This is a genomic window from Streptomyces sp. ML-6 (assembly GCF_030116705.1).
GTDB lineage: Bacteria > Actinomycetota > Actinomycetes > Streptomycetales > Streptomycetaceae > Streptomyces.
This window is the reverse complement of sequence record NZ_JAOTIK010000001.1, coordinates 1,740,325-1,759,766: the sequence shown is the minus strand read 5'-3', so window position 1 is coordinate 1,759,766 and position 19,442 is coordinate 1,740,325. Positions and strand designations below refer to the sequence as shown.

13 protein-coding genes and 1 pseudogene are annotated in these 19,442 nt (G+C 70.2%); 9 read left to right on the top strand and 5 right to left on the bottom strand.

What is annotated here, in order from left to right; all coding sequences use genetic code 11:
• Positions 1-122: 122 nt before the first annotated feature.
• Positions 123-3,305, bottom strand: coding sequence for an isoleucine--tRNA ligase (gene ileS, locus OCT49_RS07790; RefSeq protein WP_283851152.1), 3,183 nt, complete (start codon positions 3,303-3,305; stop codon positions 123-125).
• A 562-nt stretch (positions 3,306-3,867) separates the two neighbouring features.
• Here ileS and OCT49_RS07785 point away from each other — a divergent pair.
• The 8 genes from OCT49_RS07785 (at position 3,868) to OCT49_RS07750 (ending at position 11,221) form a co-directional block, all read left to right on the top strand.
• On the top strand, positions 3,868-4,731 hold the full coding sequence (locus OCT49_RS07785) for a TraR/DksA family transcriptional regulator (RefSeq protein WP_283851151.1): 864 nt from the start codon (positions 3,868-3,870) through the stop codon (positions 4,729-4,731).
• A gap of 57 nt (positions 4,732-4,788) precedes the next feature.
• Positions 4,789-5,391 carry a signal peptidase II gene (gene lspA, locus OCT49_RS07780; protein ID WP_283851150.1) on the top strand — a complete coding sequence of 201 codons (603 nt, stop codon included), beginning with the start codon at positions 4,789-4,791 and terminating at the stop codon, positions 5,389-5,391.
• 24 nt (positions 5,392-5,415) lie between these two features.
• Positions 5,416-6,357 carry an RluA family pseudouridine synthase gene (locus OCT49_RS07775; protein WP_283851149.1) on the top strand — a complete coding sequence of 314 codons (942 nt, stop codon included), beginning with the start codon at positions 5,416-5,418 and terminating at the stop codon, positions 6,355-6,357.
• Positions 6,354-6,833, top strand: coding sequence for a GNAT family N-acetyltransferase (locus OCT49_RS07770; RefSeq protein WP_283851148.1), 480 nt, complete (start codon positions 6,354-6,356; stop codon positions 6,831-6,833). The genes OCT49_RS07775 and OCT49_RS07770 overlap by 4 nt, the downstream gene beginning before the upstream one ends.
• Positions 6,834-7,029: 196 nt before the next feature.
• Positions 7,030-8,616, top strand: coding sequence for a Na+/H+ antiporter (locus tag OCT49_RS07765; RefSeq protein ID WP_283851147.1), 1,587 nt, complete (start codon positions 7,030-7,032; stop codon positions 8,614-8,616).
• A gap of 119 nt (positions 8,617-8,735) precedes the next feature.
• Entirely contained in the window at positions 8,736-9,305 is a 570-nt protein-coding gene (locus OCT49_RS07760) for a dienelactone hydrolase family protein (protein ID WP_283851146.1), read from the top strand.
• Between the two features lie 280 nt (positions 9,306-9,585).
• Positions 9,586-10,017: an IS200/IS605 family transposase gene (tnpA, locus tag OCT49_RS07755; RefSeq protein ID WP_283855708.1), complete on the top strand. Its 432-nt coding sequence runs from the start codon at positions 9,586-9,588 to the stop codon at positions 10,015-10,017.
• Positions 10,018-10,381: 364 nt separating this feature from the next.
• Positions 10,382-11,221: an RNA-guided endonuclease InsQ/TnpB family protein gene (locus OCT49_RS07750; RefSeq protein ID WP_349632824.1), complete on the top strand. Its 840-nt coding sequence runs from the start codon at positions 10,382-10,384 to the stop codon at positions 11,219-11,221.
• 42 nt (positions 11,222-11,263) lie between these two features.
• Here OCT49_RS07750 and OCT49_RS07745 read toward each other — a convergent pair.
• The 4 genes and pseudogenes from OCT49_RS07745 to OCT49_RS07730 form a co-directional block, all read right to left on the bottom strand.
• A pseudogene (locus OCT49_RS07745) lies at positions 11,264-12,598 on the bottom strand (alkaline phosphatase D family protein); the annotation flags it as partial.
• Between the two features lie 97 nt (positions 12,599-12,695).
• Positions 12,696-13,514 (bottom strand): thioredoxin domain-containing protein, encoded by an 819-nt coding sequence (locus tag OCT49_RS07740; RefSeq protein WP_283851145.1) that lies wholly within the window; start codon positions 13,512-13,514, stop codon positions 12,696-12,698.
• A 49-nt stretch (positions 13,515-13,563) separates the two neighbouring features.
• Entirely contained in the window at positions 13,564-14,283 is a 720-nt protein-coding gene (locus OCT49_RS07735; protein WP_283851144.1) for a hypothetical protein, read from the bottom strand.
• Between the two features lie 59 nt (positions 14,284-14,342).
• The gene (locus OCT49_RS07730; protein WP_283851143.1) at positions 14,343-15,668 is read right to left on the bottom strand and encodes a DUF2252 domain-containing protein; all 1,326 of its coding nucleotides are present in this window, start codon (positions 15,666-15,668) and stop codon (positions 14,343-14,345) included.
• Positions 15,669-15,835: 167 nt separating this feature from the next.
• On the opposite strand from OCT49_RS07730, the gene dnaE reads away from it, so the two are divergent.
• Positions 15,836-19,375 (top strand): DNA polymerase III subunit alpha, encoded by a 3,540-nt coding sequence (dnaE, locus tag OCT49_RS07725; protein ID WP_283851142.1) that lies wholly within the window; start codon positions 15,836-15,838, stop codon positions 19,373-19,375.
• Positions 19,376-19,442 lie beyond the last annotated feature (67 nt).

Below are 19,442 nucleotides of genomic sequence, written 5' to 3'. Positions count from 1 at the left end.
CGGGGCCCGGCCCTTTTGCCGTGGGCGGGACGGACCCGCGTGGGCGGCCGGAAGGTGAGGCGGGGAGAACGAGAAGGGGTCCGGCGGACAGCTGTCCGCCGGACCCCCTTTCGTGTTCCGGGCTACTGCTCCGTCTTGCGGAGGCGGAACGTCAGGGCCAGGCCCTCGTCCGTGAACGGCTCGCCGTACGCCGGGTCCGCCTCGCCCTGCGCGTAGTCCAGGGCCAGGACCTCGTCCGCGATCAGGGCGGAGTGCTCGGTCAGCGCCTCCACCGTGGCGGGGGAGGACGACGTCCAGCGGACGGCGATGCGGTCCGCCACGTCCAGGCCGCTGTTCTTGCGGGCCTCCTGGATGAGCCGGATCGCGTCACGGGCCAGGCCCGCGCGCCGCAGCTCCGGGGTGATCTCCAGGTCCAGGGCGACCGTCGCGCCCGAGTCGGACGCCACCGACCAGCCCTCGCGCGGCGTCTCGGTGATGATCACCTCGCCCGGGGAGAGGGTGACCGTCTCGCCGTCCACCTCGACGGACGCGGTGCCCTCGCGCAGGGCCAGCGAGAGGGCCGCCGCATCGGCGTTCGCGATCGCCTTGGCCACCGCCTGGACGCCCTTGCCGAAGCGCTTGCCGAGCGCCCGGAAGTTGGCCTTCGCGGTCGTGTCGACCAGCGAGCCGCCCACCTCGGAGAGCGAGGCCAGCGAGGAGACGTTCAGCTCCTCGGTGATCTGGGCGTGCAGCTCGGGGGAGAGCATCTCGAAGCCGGCCACCGCGACCAGCGCCCGGGACAGCGGCTGACGGGTCTTGACGCCGGACTCGGCGCGGGTGGCCCGGCCCAGCTCGACCAGCCGACGCACCAGCGCCATCTGCGTGGAGAGGGCCGGGTCGATCGCCGCCGGGTCCGCCTTCGGCCAGGTGGACAGGTGCACCGACTCGGGGGCGTCCGGGGTGACCGGGACGACGAGGTCCTGCCAGACCCGCTCGGTGATGAACGGGGTGAGCGGGGCCATCAGCCGGGTCACCGTCTCGACGACCTCGTGCAGGGTGCGCAGCGCCGCCTTGTCGCCCTGCCAGAAACGGCGGCGCGAGCGGCGCACGTACCAGTTGGACAGGTCGTCGACGAAGGCCGACAGGAGCTTGCCGGCCCGCTGGGTGTCGTACCCCTCCAGGGCCTGCGTGACCTGGTCCACCAGCGCGTTCAGCTCGCTCAGCAGCCAGCGGTCCAGGACCGTGCGGTCCGCCGGGGCCGGGTCGGCCGCGGAGGGGGCCCAGTCCGACGTACGGGCGTACAGGGCCTGGAAGGCGACCGTGTTCCAGTACGTCAGGAGGGTCTTGCGGACGACCTCCTGGATCGTGTTGTGGCCGACGCGGCGGGCCGCCCACGGGGAGCCGCCGGCCGCCATGAACCAGCGCACCGCGTCCGCGCCGTGCTGGTCCATGAGCGGGATCGGCTGGAGGATGTTGCCCAGGTGCTTGGACATCTTCCGGCCGTCCTCGGCGAGGATGTGGCCCAGGCAGACCACGTTCTCGTACGAGGACTTGTCGAAGACCAGGGTGCCGATCGCCATCAGCGTGTAGAACCAGCCGCGGGTCTGGTCGATGGCCTCCGAGATGAACTGCGCCGGGTAGCGGCTCTCGAAGGTCTCCTTGTTCTTGTACGGGTAGCCCCACTGCGCGAACGGCATCGAACCCGAGTCGTACCAGGCGTCGATGACCTCCGGGACGCGGTACGCCTCCAGTTGGCAGTTCTCCTGCGAGCAGGTGAACGTGATCTCGTCGATGAAGGGGCGGTGCGGGTCCAGCCCGGACATGTCGGCGCCGGTGAGCTCGCCGAGCTCGGCACGGGAGCCGACGCAGGTGAGGTGGCCGTCCTCGCAGCGCCAGATCGGCAGCGGGGTGCCCCAGTAGCGGTTGCGGGACAGCGCCCAGTCGACGTTGTTGTTCAGCCAGTCGCCGAAGCGGCCGTGCTTGACGGAGTCCGGGAACCAGTTGGTCTTCTCGTTCTCCCGGAGCAGCCGGTCCTTGACGGCGGTCGTGCGGATGTACCAGGACGGCTGCGCGTAGTAGAGCAGCGCGGTGTGGCAGCGCCAGCAGTGCGGGTAGCTGTGCTCGTACGGGACGTGCCGGAAGAGCTTGCCGCGGGCGGCCAGGTCCTCGGTGAGCGCCTCGTCGGCCTTCTTGAAGAAGACGCCGCCGACCAGCGGCAGGCCCTCCTCGAAGGTGCCGTCGGGGCGGACCGGGTTCACGACCGGGAGGCCGTACGCCTTGCAGACCAGGAGGTCGTCGGCGCCGAAGGCGGGGGACTGGTGGACCAGACCCGTACCGTCCTCGGTCGTCACGTACTCGGCGTTGACGACGTAGTGCGCCGGGGCGGGGCTGTGCCCGTCGCTTCCCTCGCCGGGGCTCGGGAAGTCGACGAGCTCGAACGGGCGCTCGTAGGTCCAGCGCTCCATCTCGCGGCCGGTGAAGGTCTCGCCGGTGGTCTCCCAGCCCTCGCCCAGCGCCTTCTCGACGAGCGGCTGCGCGACGACCAGCTTCTCCTCGCCGTTCGTCGCGACGACGTAGGTGACGTCGGGGTGCGCGGCGACGGCGGTGTTGGAGACCAGGGTCCAGGGGGTGGTCGTCCAGACCAGGAGCGAGGCGCTGTCGGCGAGCGGGCCGGAGGTGAGGGGGAAGCGGACGAAGACCGACGGGTCGACGACCGTTTCGTACCCCTGCGCCAGCTCGTGGTCGGACAGGCCGGTGCCGCAGCGGGGGCACCAGGGGGCGACGCGGTGGTCCTGGACCAGCAGGCCCTTGTTGAAGATCTCCTTCAGCGACCACCACACCGACTCGACGTACTCGGGGTCCATCGTGCGGTACGCGTTGTCGAGGTCGACCCAATAGCCCATGCGGGTCGTGAGCTCGGTGAACGCGTCCGTGTGCCGGGTCACGGACTCGCGGCACCGGGCGTTGAACTCGGCGATGCCGTACGCCTCGATGTCCTTCTTGCCGTTGAAGCCCAGCTCCTTCTCGACCGCGAGCTCGACCGGCAGGCCGTGACAGTCCCAGCCCGCCTTGCGGCCGACGTGGTAGCCCTGCATGGTGCGGAAGCGGGGGAAGACGTCCTTGAAGACGCGGGCCTCGATGTGGTGGGCGCCGGGCATGCCGTTGGCGGTGGGCGGGCCCTCGTAGAAGACCCACTCGGGGCGGCCCTCGGACTGTTCGAGGGTCTTGGCGAAGACCTTGCTCTCGCGCCAGAAATCGAGCACGGCGTGCTCCAGCGCGGGCAGGTCGACCTGGGCGGGAACCTGGCGGTACTGCGGCGATGTCATGGGCGGACTTCCTCCGGCGGACGTTTTCCACTTCCGTCGGAGGGACGAGAGCCTCGTCGACTCCCGCGGTACCACCCTCCTTGGCCCCGGGCATGCGCCCGTGACCCCCTCATTGGGGCGCGATGCCGGTTCTACTCGCCCTGTGCCCGTGGGCGCAGCCCACTGTCCAAAGCTTTCTTCCGGCGGCTCCGGGTGATCTTCACGGCACGCTCGCCCCCGGGCTTCCACCGTCCCCGGGTCGCTCCTGGCTGCGTATGACGCTACTCGTCCCATCCACGCCTCTCGCTGTGGCAAGTGTAAGGGCCCGCGCGGGCAGCGGCCGACCGGTTTTGAGGCGGGAGGGGACGTGACCCGAATGGCCAGCCGGGCGCGGACCGGGCCGGGCGGGGGCCGGGAGGCGGATTACCCGGCGGTGAGCTGGGCACAACGGATTCAGGCAGGTCGGAAACCCGACGGGGGAGGAGCGATTCGGCGGTGTGCCCCGTTGCCGCGGGCCTGGGGTCGATTTATCGTCCCAGCACGATTCGCGTGCAGGATCACCATATGTGAAGGGGCCGCGGCCATGGTGGCGAACAGGACCGCCGCGAAGAAGACGGCACCGACCGGACCCACGGACGCGCCGGCCGGCGCGGAGGCGGGTACGGAGACCCTCCCGGAATCCGGACCACGGGAAGCGACGGCGGGGAAGACCGCCGGAAGAACCGCCGGGAAGAAGACGGCGAAGAAGACCGCCGCCAGGAAGACCGCGGCGAGGAAGAGCACGACGAAGAGCACGACAGGGAAGAGGCCGGCGTCCGCCGAGCACGCGGACGCCGGGCACGGGTCGCCGGCCGGCAAGGCGCCCGCGAAGAAGGCCACGGCCGGCCGGAGCACGGCCACGAAGGCCTCGAAGGAGGCCGCCCACGCGGCCACGGTGGCGGCCGAGTCCGCCGAGCAGACGGGAGCCCACACGGTGGTAGCCAAGAAGAGCGCGGCCCGGACCCGCACGGTCGACGTCCCCCCGGCCAGTGGGATCGCCACGGCGGTCCCCGGCGAACTGGCGGTCCGGCCGGGCGAGGACCCCTGGACACCGGACGAGGTCGCCGAGGCGCGGGCCGCGCTGAGCAGCGAGGTCATGCGGCTGCGCAGCGAGATGGAGGCCGCCAGCGCGGCGCTCGCCGGGCTGATGCGCGACTCCGGCGACGGCGCGGGTGACGACGACGCGGACACCGGCACCAAGAACATCACCCGCGAGCACGAGATGTCGCTGGCCGCCAACGCCCAGGAGATGCTGGAGCAGACCGAACGGGCCCTGGCCAGGCTCGACGCCGGGACGTACGGGCTGTGCGAGGTCTGCGGCAAACCGATCGGCAAGGCCCGGATGCAGGCGTTCCCGCGGGCCACGCTCTGTGTCGAGGACAAACAGAAGCAGGAGCGCCGAGGCTGAACCGCGCGGTGTGTCGTACCCTCGTCCTCAGTCAGGAACCTAGGTTGAGGGACTCACGTGGCAGAGGCGGAGCGCATCATCGGTACGCCGGACATCCCCGAGACCGAGGGGACCGAGAAGACCGGGAGCGAGGACCGGGAAGCGGACCGGGCCGGGGAGACGACCCCCGCGCGGGGCAAGCGGAAGATCCTGGTGCTCTTCGGGGTGGCCGTGTTCGCCTACCTCCTCGACCTGATCAGCAAGACGATCGTGGTCGCGAAGCTGGAGCACCAGGAGCCGATCGAGCTCATCGGTGACTGGCTCCAGCTCAGCGCGATCCGCAACCCCGGGGCCGCGTTCGGCATCGGCGAGGCGTTCACCATCATCTTCACCTTCATCGCGGCGACCGTGATCGTCGTGATCGCCCGCCTCGCCCGCAAGCTCTACAGCCTGCCCTGGGCCATCGCGCTCGGTCTGCTGCTCGGCGGCGCGCTCGGCAACCTCACCGACCGCATCTTCCGTTCCCCCGGCGTCTTCGAGGGCGCGGTGGTGGACTTCATCGCCCCCGCGCACTTCGCCGTCTTCAATCTGGCGGACTCCGCGATCGTCTGCGGCGGCATCCTGATCGTGATCCTCTCCTTCAAGGGCCTGGACCCCGACGGCACCGTGCACAAGGACTAGCGGGCGCAAGGCATACTCGATCAGGTGAGTACGCATCCCGAGGTCCGCACCCTGCCCGTACCCGACGGCCTGGAGGGCGAGCGCGTCGACGCCGCCATTTCCCGGATGTTCGGTTTCTCCCGCACCAAGGCCGCCGAGCTGGCCGCCGCAGGGAAGGTGCAGGTGGACGGCTCGGTGGTCGGGAAGTCCGAGCGGGTCAGCGGCGGTGCCTGGCTGGAGGTGGAGATGCCGCAGGCGGCCGCCCCGGTGCAGATCGTCGCCGAGCCCGTCGAGGGCATGGAGATCGTGCACGACGACGACGACATCGTCGTGATCGTGAAGCCGGTCGGCGTCGCCGCCCACCCGAGCCCCGGCTGGACCGGCACGACCGTCATCGGCGGCCTCGCCGCGGCCGGCTACCGGATCTCGACCTCCGGCGCCGCCGAGCGCCAGGGCATCGTCCACCGCCTCGACGTCGGCACCTCGGGCCTGATGGTCGTCGCCAAGTCCGAACGGGCCTACACCCTGCTGAAGGGGCAGTTCCGCGACCGGGTCGTCGAGAAGAAGTACCACGCGCTGGTCCAGGGCCACCCGGACCCGATGAGCGGCACCATCGACGCCCCCATCGGCCGCCACCCCAACCACGACTACAAGTGGGCGGTCACGGCCGAGGGCAAGCCCTCCGTGACGCACTACGACCTCATCGAGGCGTACCGTGCCGCCAGCCTCCTGGACATCAAGCTGGAGACGGGCCGCACGCACCAGATCCGGGTGCACATGTCCGCCCACCGCCACCCCTGCGTCGGCGACCTCACCTACGGCGCCGACCCGACGATGGCCAAGCGCCTCGGCCTGACCCGGCAGTGGCTGCACGCCGTCCGGCTCGGCTTCGAGCACCCGTCCGACGGCCGCTGGGTGGAGTTCGCCAGCCGCTACCCGGACGACCTCCAGCAGGCCCTGGACAAGATCGCCGCGGAGAGCCGGTGAGCGGCGGCCCGGCCGCCCCGTACACCACGCGCACCGCTGTCGGCGAGCAGGATCTCGCGGCCTGCTTCCAGGTCCGCAAGGAGGTCTTCGTCGTCGAGCAGGAGGTGCCCGAGGAGATCGAGTACGACGTCCACGACGCGGACGCCGTACACGTGATCGCCCTCGCGGCGGACGGCACGGCGCTCGGGACCGGGAGGCTGCTGCACGGGGCGGCCGCCGTCGGCCGGACCGGGGGCGACGCGGCCGTCGGTTCGCTCGGCAGGCTCGCGGTGATCGGGGCGGCACGCGGTCTCGGTGTCGGCGCCGCGCTGGTCCGGGCCATCGAGGACGCGGCCCGGGGGCTGGGTCTGACCGCCGTCGACCTGCACGCCCAGACCCACGCCCTCGGTTTCTACGAGCGGCTCGGGTACGTGGCGTACGGGCCGGAGTTCCCCGACGCCGGGATGCCCCACCGGGCGATGCGGCGCACCCTGTAGCGGGTCCGCGCGGGGCCGTCCTCCCGCCGGGGCGAGCCGTCTCGTGAGGCCGGAGCCGGTCGCGGAGACATCGGAGGAATCCCGGCCGAAGAGCGGGAAGAAGGGGGTGTTGTCTGGATTGCTCCCCCGGCGTGGCAGGCTTTCAGTCGGCCCGCCGGTCGAGTGAACCGGCCCACCGCGCTCCGGAAGGCACCCCGTGGACCAAATGGCACTGCTCCTCCTGCTGCTGCTCGGAGCGGTGGTCACGGTGCCGCTCGGGGAGCGCCTGGGCCTGCCCGCGCCGGTACTGATGACGCTCGCCGGAGTCGGCATGGCGTTCGTCAGCTTCGTGCCGAACGTGGACATCCCGCCCGAGATCATCCTTCCGGCGCTGCTGCCGCCGCTGCTCTACGCCTCGGTGCAGCGCACCTCCTGGCGACAGTTCGCCGCCAACAAACGACCGATCTTTCTGCTGGCCGTCGCCCTGGTCTTCGTCACCACGGCCGCGGTCGCCGCAGTCGCCAACGCGATAGTGCCCGGGCTGCCCATCGCCGCCGCCGTGGCGCTCGGCGCGCTGGTCGCCCCGCCCGACCCGGTCGCCGCGACGGCCGTCGCGGGCTCGGTCGGGCTGCCGCGCCGGCTCGTCTCCGTCCTGGAGGGCGAGGGACTGTTCAACGACGTGACCGCGATCGTGCTGTACCACGTGGCGATCGCCGCCGCGGTGAGCGGCACCTTCTCGCTGCCGGAGGCGTTCGGGCTGCTGATCCTCTCCGCGGTCGTCGCCGTGGCGGTGGGCCTCGTGCTGGGCTGGCTCACGATCAAGCTCATGGGCCTGCTCGGGGACGCCACCCTCCAGGTCGGCCTCACCCTGCTGGTGCCGTTCGTGAGCTACGTGCTCGCGGAGGAGCTGAAGGGGTCGGGCGTCCTGGCCGTCCTCACCACCGCGCTCTTCCTCGCAGAGCACACCGCCGACGCCGACGACGTGCTCGGGCGGCTCACCGGCCGCAGCTTCTGGGAGATCGTCGACACCCTCGTCACGGGCGTCGCCTTCGGCCTGATCGGTCTCGAACTGCACAACGTCTTCGGGACGTCGGACGGGCGGGAACTCCAGATGCTGGGCTGGGGCCTGGCGGTCGTCGCGGTCGTCGTCGGCGTACGGCTGCTGTACCTGCTGCCCGCGACCTGGCTCGCCAAGCGGCTGCACACCCGGCGCGACGTCAGCGAGGAGATCCCCACCAGCTGGCGGGAGACCGTCGTGATGTGGTGGTCCGGGATGCGCGGGGTGGCCTCGGTGGCGCTGGCGCTCGCGATCCCGCTGAAGACGGACGACGGGCAGCCGTTCCCCGGACGTGACGAGATCGTCTTCATCGCCTTCGCCGTGATCATGGCCACGCTCGTCGTGCAGGGGCTCACCCTGCCGTGGCTGGTGCGCAAGCTCCACGTCAAGGCGGACACCGCGGCCGAGGAGGCGCTGGAGAAGGACCTCGCGATCCGCGCCGCCAGGGCCGCGAAGCAGCGGCTGAAGGAGATCCGGGCGGAGGAGGACTTCCCGGAGGAGGTCACCGAGCGGCTGCAGCGGATGGCGTACGACATGGGGGCGCGGATCAGTCCCGACATGGTCGACGAGGAGCGCCGCGAGGCGTACGCGCAGCGCGCCGAGCGCTTCAGGGCGGTCAGCCGGGTCCAGCGCGAGATGATGTCGGCCGCCCGCCACGCGGTGCTCTCGGCCCGCAACGAGGCGGGGACGGATCCGGAGATCGTCGACCGGGTGCTGCGCCAGCTGGACGTGCGCAGTCTGCGGTGAGCCGGGGAGCGGCCGGCCGGGATCCGGGGCCTGGGGGGTCGGCCGGACTCCGGGTTCCGGCCGGGATTCGGGGCCCGTCCGGACGCCGGGGCCCGGGCCGCAGCTGGCACCATGGCCCCATGAACATCATGCTCTTCCACTCGACGTACGGCCTGCGCCCCGCGGTGCACGCGGCCGCGGACCGGCTCCGCGCCGCCGGACACGAGGTGCAGGTGCCCGATCTCTTCGAGGGGCGCACCTTTGAGACCGCCGAGGAGGGCATGGCCTTCAAGGAGGAGGTCGGCAAGGACGAGCTGCTCAGGCGGGCCGTGCTCGCCGCCGCGCCCTACTCCGAGCGGGGCCTGGTGTACGCGGGCTTCTCGTTCGGGGCCGCCACCGCGCAGACCCTGGCGCTCGGTGACGCGAAGGCCCGCGGGCTGCTGATGTTCCACGGCACCTCGGACATCGCCGAGAACGCCTCGGTGGACGAACTCCCGGTGCAGCTGCACGTCGCCGACCCGGACGTGTTCGAGACGCACGACTGGCTGAACACCTGGTATCTCCAGATGCAGCGGACCGGGGCCGACGTCGAGATCTACCGCTACCCGGGCGCGGGGCACCTCTTCACCGACCCCGAACTCCCCGATTTCGACCGGGCGTCGGCCGAGCTGGCCTGGAAGGTCTCGCTCGGCTTCCTCGCCACGCTGTGACCGCGTGAGGGCCCCGCGCGCCGCGGGGCCCGTCGTGGGTGCGGAGTGGATCAGCCCCGGTAGGCGTTCCAGCTGTCGTTCATGCGCTGCACCTGACCCGTCGTGAACTGGGTCATGCACGAGTCGTAGGTGTAGTCCATCGGCTAGTTAGCGGGGGGACCCGTGCCTTTAGGCATGGGGGGAATCGCTCCCCAGGACTGCTCTGACCTCAACTTCGCCTACGGATCTGTGCTGTTGACCTCGGATAGATGTGCGCCGTGTGTATAGTGATTGCGTGACCGTGACGCGGAAGGTTCGCCGGTATTCCGGCGGCGTGTATGACTTGGGGCTCCACGTGGTGTGGTGCCCCAAGTACCGCCGTCGCGTGCTCGGCGGCCGGGTCGCGGTTCGACTGCGTGAGCTGATCGAGCAGAAGGCGACCGAGAAGGGCTGGGAGATCATCGCCCTTGAGGTGATGCCCGACCACGTGCACCTGTTCGTCAAGTACGAGCCCAAGGCGTCCGCCTCCTACGTGGCGAACCAGTTCAAGGGCTTCACCTCCCGCGTGCTGCGCGAGGAGTTCCCGCACCTCAAGTCGCGGATGCCCACGTTGTGGTCGTCGTCGTTCTTCGTCGCCTCGGTCGGCGCGGTCAGCGCGGACACGGTGGAGAAGTACATCAACACCCAGTGGGAGCGCCCCCGGACGAAGAAGCAGAAGGAGGAGGAATCGTGATCCGCGCGTACAAGTTCCTCCTTCGCCCCACCGCCTGTCAGACGGCGGCGCTGGGCGAGATGCTGCGGGATCACTGCTCCCTCTACAACGGGGCCTTGCAGGAACGCCGGGATGCCTACCGGCATGCCTCGAAGGTGAGCGTCAAGTACGGACAGCAGTCCGCGCAGCTCAAGGAGATCCGCGCGTTCGACCCTGAGCGGCAAGGACGCTGGTCGTTCTCGTCCCAGCAGGCCACCTTGCGCCGCCTGGACAAAGCGTTCCAGGCATTCTTCCGCCGGGTGAAGGCCGGGGAAAAGCCCGGATACCCCCGGTTCCGGGGTGTGAACTGGTTCGACACCGTCGAGTTTCCCAAGGACGGTGACGGCTGCCGCTGGGACTCCACCCCGCACGACCCCGTCACCCGTGTCCGCCTCCAAGGCATCGGCCACGTCCGCGTCCACCAGCACCGGCCCGTGAAAGGCCGCGTCAAGACCGTCAGCATCAAGCGCGAGGGCGGAAGTGGTACGTCGTCCTCGCCTGCGACAACGTTCCCACCGAACCGCTGCCCGCCACGGGCGCGATGACCGGCATCGACATGGGCGTCACGCACTTCGCCACCACCTCCGAGGGCGCGCACATCGAGAACCCCAGGCACGCCAAGCGCAACGCCGACGCCTTGGCGGACGCCCAGCGGGCCCTCAAAGCGTTCCCGCGCCGTAAGCGCGAGAACCGCTCGGCCAAGCATCGCCAGGCGGTGGAGAAGGTCGCCAGGCTGCACCGCAAGGTCCGGCGCCAGCGCCTGGACCACGCGCACAAGACCGCGCTCGCCCTGGTCCGCGACTACGACCGGATCGCGCACGAGCAACTTCGCATCGCGAACATGGTTCGCACCCCCAGGCCAAAGCCCGACCCCGAGCGGCCCGGCAGTTTCCTGCCCAACGGTGCCACCTCGAAGGCCGGACTCAACCGCAGCATTCTTGACGCGGGTTGGGGGGTGTTCCTGGGCATCCTCACGCAGAAGGCTGAAAGCGCCGCTCGCATTGTGATCCCGGTGGACCCCCGCAACACCTCGCGCACCTGCCCCGAATGCGGGCACGTGGACAGCGAGAACCGCGACGGCGAGAAGTTCCAGTGCACCGCCTGCGGGCACCGCGACCACGCGGACCGGGTAGGCGCCTGGAACGTCGCACTCAGGGCCGGGCTGGTCCTTCCCGACGCGGCCTAGCCACCGACAGGAGAAGCCCCCGGGTTTACCCGGGGGAGGAGTCACGTGGATGTCCCCGGTCAGGAAGACCGTGTTGGTGACCGACCGGTCCCGCAGGTGCGAGATCAGCTCCTTGCGGTCGTCCGTGTAGCCGTCCCACTGGTCGACGTTGACCGCGAGCCCCTCCTTGGGCAGCCCCAGCAGCTCGGCCAGCGGCCCCAGCAGATGAGCGGGCACGGAACCGAAGGCGACCGGCGAGATCATCACCGACGTGCCGACCAGCTTCCAGGTGGCGTCCGATCCGGCCAGCCCCGCCTTCAGCCAGTCCAGCTGCGCCCGGCCGGTGAGGGTGCGCTCCGGGTCGTCGACCGCGCCGTCGCCGATCTTCGCCTGCCGGGAGCGGAAGCTGCGCAGGTCGAGGAGGTGGAGGTCGGCCAGGTCGCCGAAGCGCAGCCGGCGGTGGACGGTGCCCTCGGTGGAGGCGCGGACCGGCATCCACTCGAAGTACGCCTGCTTGGCGCCCGCGACCCGGTCCGCCCAGGCGCCCTCCGTGCCCGGGGTGTGGTTCTCCGCCCCGTCCGACCAGGCGTCGTTGGCGAACTCGTGGTCGTCCCAGATCGCGATCACCGGGTGGGCGGCGTGCAGGGCCTGGAGGTCGGTGTCCGTCTTGTAGGCGCCGTGCCGGGTGCGGTAGTCGGCGAGGGTGAGGATCTCGTGCTTCGGCTCGTGCGGCCGCACGACGTACTTCGCGTCCGGGTAACTGCCCGAGGCGTACTCGTATATGTAGTCGCCGAGGTGGAGCACGGCGTCGAGGTCGGCGCGGGCGGCGAGGTGACGGTACGGGGAGAAGTACCCGGCCTCCCAGTTGGCGCACGACACCACGCCGAACCGGACGCCGGGCGTGGCCGCCCCGGCCGCCGGGGCCGTCCGGGTCCGGCCGATCGGCGAGACGGTCCCCGCGCCGTCCCCCGCCGTGAAGCGGAACCAGTACGTGGTGGCGGGGGCCAGGCCCCGCACATCGGCCTTCACGGTGTGGTCGGACGCGGCCCGCGCGACGGTGGTGCCCCGCGCGGCGATCCGGGCGAAGCCCTTGTCCTCGGCGATCTCCCAGCCCACCGCCGTGTCGGCGCCGAGGCCCGAGCCCGGTGAAGCGTCCGGGGACGGGGTGACGCGGGTCCACAGGAGGATGCCGTCGGGAGGGGGGCACCTCCCATGCCCTTGAGGCTATGGGGGAGGGTCGCCGGAGGCGACGCCGTGCAGGAAGGCGGGTCCGGCCGCGGCGTGCGCGATCGCGGCGGCACCCAGCACGGGGGCGGCGACGGCGGTGGCGGCAGCGGCCTTGACGACCGTGCGGCGGCTGGGGGAGGAGAGCGGCGAGGAGTTCTGTCGACTGGTCACGGACAAAAATCCTACTGGCGGGTAAAGTCAACGGGCAGGCGAACAAAGGAAGTTCGCCTGCCCGTCGAGGATCCGCCGCCGGGACGTCGCCGTCCGGTCAGCCCTTCAGTGCGGCCGTGATCGCGGTGTTGAAGGCCTCCGCCGTCATCGGGGCGTTCTCGCTCTGGCCGTCGGTGAGCGTCTTGCCGTCCATCTTCAGGGTGGGGGTGCCCCGCACGCCGCTGTCGTCGAACTTCTCGGACATCTTCATCGCCCAGCCGTCGAACGTGCCGTCCTCGACGTTCTTCTTGAAGTCGGCGTTGCCCTTCAGCGCGTCCACCGACTCGGCGATCTCGATCAGGTAGGAGTCCTTCTTGAACTTGTCGTCGGTCTCCTCCGGGTGGTACTTCGCGGAGTAGAGCGCGGCCTTGTAGTCGAGGAAGGCGTCCGTGCTGACGTCGAGCGCCGCGCCGAGCGCGCTCAGCGCGTTCTTCGAGCCCTCGCCGCCGCCGGTGACGTCGTCGATGAACGTGGCACCGATGTACTTGAGCTTGTACTTGCCGGCGTCGACGTCCTTGTGCACCGTCTCGCCGACGGCCTGTTCGAACGTGGAGCAGACCGGGCAGCGGGCGTCCTCGTACACCTCCAGCGTCTTCTTGGCGGTCGACTTGCCGATGACGACGGTGGTGCCGTTCTCGCCCGAGGTGTTCTTGGGCGCGGTGACGTTCTTCGCGTCCTTGGCCGCCTCCCAGTGGGACGGCTTGTTCAGCTGCATGACGCCCCAGAAGACGCCGCCCGCGACCGCCAGGGTGGCGACGACCGAGACGCCGACGACGATCTGGCGACGGGTCTTGTCCCGCTTGGCCTGCCGCTCGCGCTCGGCGCGCAGACGCTCACGGGCCGCCGCCTTGTTGGCCTGGCTGTTGCGCTTGCTCATGTTCTTCTCTCCATGGGTGTGGTGGTACGTCGGTGGGGGATGCGTGTGCTCAGGCGATGACGGCCGAGCGCGGCGGTCCCCTCCGTCCCACGGAGTGCACGAGCAGGCGGGCGTGGACGAGCGGGCGCGGGCCGTGTCCGGCGGGCCGCACCCGGCGGCGCGCGCAGCGGCGGACCGTACCGGCCACGGCGACCGCGATCAGCAGCGGCCGGAACGCCAGCGCGGCGGTCGCGCCCAGCAGGGCCACCAGCGCCGCCTCCCCGCGCCGGAGCCAGGCCGCGGCGAGCAGGCCGACCGTCACATGGGCGGTCAGCAGCAGCCACGGCACCGCCGGGCCGGGGGAGGCCAGCAGCGAGGCCGCCGTGTGCCCGGCGTCGGTCACCGAGGCAAACGGGGCGCCGACGTCACCGGCCCCCGCCACACCGGTGCCGACCTCGCCGCCCCCGCACAGCACGTCGACGCCGACCGAGCGCAGCGGACCGGCGATCGGCCCGCCCGCCGCCCCGTAACAGAGGTGCTGACCGGTGGTGAAGACGGTGTCGGCGGCCAGCTCCAGCGGGACCAGCAGCCCGGCGATCGCGCCGAAACCGCGCTCCCGGCCGGCCAGCGCGTACGCCACGACGAAGACCCCGCCGGCCAGCAGACCGACCACGGTCAGCGGCAGCGGGACCTGGGAGAGCAGCACATGGGACGCGACGGAGAGCGTCACGACGAGCGCCGTGAAGAGCGCCGCGCGAACGACCCTGAGCTGCGTCCCGGATATGTCCATCGTCGAGGAGTGTCGCACGTGAATCTGTGGGCGACCCCGAAGGGGCCGGAAAGAAGGGGTCAGAGCCCGGGAATGCGGCCGTTGCGGAAGAGGTCCACGAAGATCTGGTGGTCGGCGCGGGCCCGGGCGCCGTACTCGTGGGCGAAGTCCACCAGCAGGCCGGCGAAGCCCTCCTCGTCCGCCGCGATCGCCGCGTCGATCGCCCGCTCGGTGGAGAACGGCACCAGCGAGTGCCCGCTCTCGTCGTCCGCCGCGGCGTGCATCGTCGCCGTCGCCCGGCCGAGGTCGGCGATGACCGCCGCGATCTCCTCCGGCTCGTCGATGTCGGACCAGTCGAGGTCGACCGCGTACGGCGACACCTCGGCGACCAGGTGACCCGCCCCGTCCAGATCCGTCCAGCCGAGCCACGGATCGGCGTGCGCCTGCAGGGCGCGCTGGGAGATCACGGTGCGGTGGCCCTCGTGCCGGAAGTACGCGCGCACCGTCGCGTCGGTGACGTGCCGGGAGACCGCGGGCGTCTGCGCCTGCTTGAGGTAGATCACCACGTCGTTCTCCAGGGCGTCGCTGTTGCCCTCCAGCAGGATGTTGTACGAGGGCAGCCCGGCCGAACCGATGCCGATGCCCCGACGGCCGACGACGTCCTTCACCCGGTACGAGTCGGGGCGGGTCAGGCTCGACTCCGGCAGCGTCTCCAGATAGCCGTCGAAGGCGGCCAGCACCTTGTAGCGCGTCGCCGCGTCGAGGTCGATCGAGCCGCCGCCCGGGGAGAACCTGCGCTCGAAGTCCCGGATCTCCGTCATCGACTCCAGCAGCCCGAACCGGGTCAGCGACCGGGCGTCGCGCAGCGCGGCCAGCAGCGGACCCTCGGCCGTGTCGAGCGTGAACGGGGGGACCTCGTCGCTCCTCGCGCCCGCCGCCAGGGTGTGGATCCGCTCGCGGTAGGCCGCGGCGTAGACCCGGACCAGCTCGGTGATCTGGTCGTCGCCCAGTGCCTTCGCGTACCCGATCAGCGCGACGGAGGCGGCGAACCGCTTGAGGTCCCAGGTGAACGGGCCGACGTACGCCTCGTCGAAGTCGTTCACGTTGAAGACCAGCCGGCCGTTGGCGTCCATGTACGTGCCGAAGTTCTCCGCGTGCAGATCGCCGTGGATCCACACCCGGCCGGTCCGCTCGTCCAGGTACGGGCCGCCGTGCCGGTCCTGCTCCAGATCGCTGTAGAACAGGCACGCCGTGCCCCGGTAGAAGGCGAAGGCCGAGCCCGCCATCTTGCGGAACTTGACCCGGAAGGCGGCCGGGTCGGCGGCCAGCAGCTCCCCGAACGCGGTGTCGAAGACCTCGAGAATCCGCTCACCGCGCAGCGCCGCGCCGGTCCGTGCTTCCGACATCTCCGGGTGCCTCCTGATACCTGCCGTGCCTGACAAATGGGACGGGCGTCCCGGTCTCTACAACGCGCGACCCCGCCCGGGAGTGCCCGTCGTCCGGCACCGCGAAGACGTAGACTTCCACGCTGTCCCCCCAACCCGCCCAAGCCGTTTCCCGGAGGCACAGCGCCGTGACCAAGCCGCCCTTTACGCACCTCCACGTCCACACCCAGTACTCGCTGCTGGACGGTGCCGCGCGGCTCAAGGACATGTTCAATGCGTGCAATGAAATGGGCATGTCGCACATCGCGATGACGGACCACGGCAACCTGCACGGTGCCTACGACTTCTTCCACTCGGCGAAGAAGGCGGGCGTCACGCCGATCATCGGCATCGAGGCGTACGTCGCCCCGGAGTCGCGCAAGCACAAGCGGAAGGTCCAGTGGGGCCAGCCGCACCAGAAGCGCGACGACGTGTCGGGTTCGGGCGGTTACACCCACAAGACGATCTGGGCGGCGAACTCGACGGGCCTGCACAACCTCTTCAGGCTGTCCTCGGACGCCTACGCCGAGGGCTGGCTGCAGAAGTGGCCGCGCATGGACAAGGAGACCATCGCCCAGTGGTCCGAGGGCCTGATCGCCTCCACCGGCTGCCCCTCGGGCGAGGTGCAGACCCGGCTGCGGCTCGGCCAGTTCGACGAGGCGGTCCAGGCCGCCTCCGACTACAAGGACATCTTCGGCGAGGGCCGGTACTTTCTGGAGCTGATGGACCACGGCATCGACATCGAGCACCGGGTCCGCGACGGGCTGCTGGAGATCGGCAAGAAGCTCAACATCCCGCCGCTGGTGACCAACGACTCGCACTACACGTACGCCCACGAGGCGACGGCGCACGACGCGCTGCTGTGCATCCAGACCGGCAAGAACCTCTCCGACCCGGACCGCTTCCGCTTCGACGGCACCGGCTACTACCTCAAGACGACCGACGAGATGTACGCCGTCGACTCCTCCGACGCCTGGCAGGAGGGGTGCCGCAACACGCTGCTGGTCGCCGAGCAGATCGACACCTCCGGCATGTTCGAGAAGCGCGACCTGATGCCGAAGTTCGAGATCCCCGAGGGCTACACGGAGATCACCTGGTTCCAGGAGGAGGTCCGGGCCGGCATGAACCGCCGCTTCCCGGGCGGCGTCCCCGAGGACCGGCAGAAGCAGGCCGAGTACGAGATGGACGTCATCATCCAGATGGGGTTCCCGGGCTACTTCCTCGTGGTCGCCGACTTCATCATGTGGGCGAAGAACAACGGCATCGCGGTCGGTCCCGGCCGGGGTTCCGCGGCCGGTTCGATCGTGGCGTACGCCATGGGCATCACCGACCTCGACCCGATCGAGCACGGGCTGATCTTCGAGCGGTTCCTCAACCCCGAGCGCGTCTCCATGCCCGACGTCGACATCGACTTCGACGAGCGCAGGCGCGTCGAGGTGATCAGGTACGTGACGGAGAAGTACGGCGCCGACAAGGTCGCCATGATCGGCACGTACGGCAAGATCAAGGCGAAGAACGCCATCAAGGACTCCGCCCGCGTCCTCGGCTACCCGTACGCGATGGGCGACCGGCTCACCAAGGCCATGCCCGCCGACGTCCTCGGCAAGGGCATCGACCTCGACGGCATCACCAACCCCAAGCACCCGCGCTACAGCGAGGCGGGCGAGATCCGGGGGATGTACGAGAACGAGCCGGACGTGAAGAAGGTCATCGACACCGCGAAGGGCGTCGAGGGCCTGGTCCGGCAGATGGGCGTGCACGCCGCCGGCGTCATCATGTCCAGCGAACCGATCGTCGATCACGCCCCGGTCTGGGTGCGGCACACCGACGGCGTCACCATCACGCAGTGGGACTACCCGCAGTGCGAGTCGCTCGGCCTGCTGAAGATGGACTTCCTCGGCCTGCGCAACCTCACGATCATGGACGACGCCGTGAAGATGGTGGAGTCCAACAAGGGCGTCAAGCTGGACCTGCTGGCCCTCCCGCTGGACGACCCGAAGACGTACGAGATGCTCTGCCGCGGTGACACGCTCGGCGTGTTCCAGTTCGACGGCGGCCCGATGCGCTCCCTGCTGCGCCAGATGCAGCCCGACAACTTCGAGGACATCTCCGCCGTCTCGGCCCTCTACCGGCCGGGCCCGATGGGCATGAACTCGCACACGAACTACGCCGAGCGCAAGAACGGCCGCCAGGAGATCACCCCGATCCACCCGGAGCTGGAGGAGCCGCTCAAGGAGACGCTCGGCCTCACCTACGGCCTGATCGTCTACCAGGAGCAGGTGCAGAAGGCCGCCCAGATCGTCGCCGGATACTCGCTCGGCGAGGCCGACATCCTGCGCCGCGTGATGGGCAAGAAGAAGCCCGAGGAGCTGGAGAAGAACTTCGTCCTCTTCCAGGCCGGCGCCCGCAAGAACGGCTACTCGGACGAGGCGATCCAGGCGCTGTGGGACGTGCTGGTCCCGTTCGCCGGATACGCGTTCAACAAGGCGCACTCCTCCGCGTACGGCCTGGTCACCTACTGGACCGCGTACCTCAAGGCGAACTACCCCGCCGAGTACATGGCGGCGCTGCTGACCTCGGTCAAGGACGACAAGGACAAGTCGGCCGTCTACCTCAACGAGTGCCGGCGCATGGGCATCAAGGTGCTGCCGCCCAATGTGAACGAGTCCCTGTCGAACTTCGCCGCCCAGGGCGACGACGTGATCCTCTTCGGCCTCACCGCCGTGCGCAACGTGGGCCAGAACGTCGTCGACTCGATCATCCGGTGCCGCAAGTCGAAGGGGAAGTACAGCAGCTTCCCCGACTTCCTGGACAAGGTCGAGGCGGTCGTCTGCAACAAGCGCACCGTCGAATCGCTGATCAAGGCCGGCGCCTTCGACGAGATGGGCCACACCCGCAAGGGCCTGGTCGCCCACCACGAACCGATGATCGACAACGTGGTGCAGGTCAAGCGCAAGGAGGCCGAGGGACAGTTCGACCTCTTCGGCGGCATGGGCGAGGAGGAGAGCGACGAGCCGGGCTTCGGGCTCGACGTGGAGTTCTCCGACGTCGAGTGGGAGAAGTCCTACCTGCTGGCCCAGGAGCGCGAAATGCTCGGCCTGTACGTCTCCGACCACCCGCTGTTCGGGCTGGAGCACGTGCTGTCCGACAAGGCCGACGCCTCGATCTCCCAGCTCACCGGCGGCGAGCACGCCGACGGCGCCGTCGTCACCGTGGGCGGCATCATCTCCGGCCTCCAGCGCAAGATGACCAAGCAGGGCAACGCCTGGGCCATCGCCACCGTCGAGGACCTCGCCGGCTCCATCGAGTGCATGTTCTTCCCGGCCACCTACCAGCTGGTCTCCACCCAGCTCGTCGAGGACACCGTCGTCTTCGTCAAGGGACGGCTCGACAAGCGGGAGGACGTGCCCCGGCTGGTCGCCATGGAGATGCAGGTCCCGGACCTCTCCTCGGCGGGGGCCAACGCCCCCGTGGTCCTGACCATCCCCACGGTCAAGATCACCCCGCCCATGGTCAGCCGGCTCGGCGAGGTGCTCGACAACCACCGGGGCAACACCGAGGTACGGATCAGGCTCCAGGGCCCCCGCAAGACCACGGTGCTCCGGCTCGACCGGCACCGGGTGCAGCCCGACCCGGCGCTCTTCGGTGACCTGAAGGTGCTGCTCGGACCGTCCTGCCTGGCCGGCTGAGCCCGCCCGCCGTCACCACGCGCGACAGGGGCGCCCCCGCGAGAGCGGGAGCGCCCCTGTCGGCCTG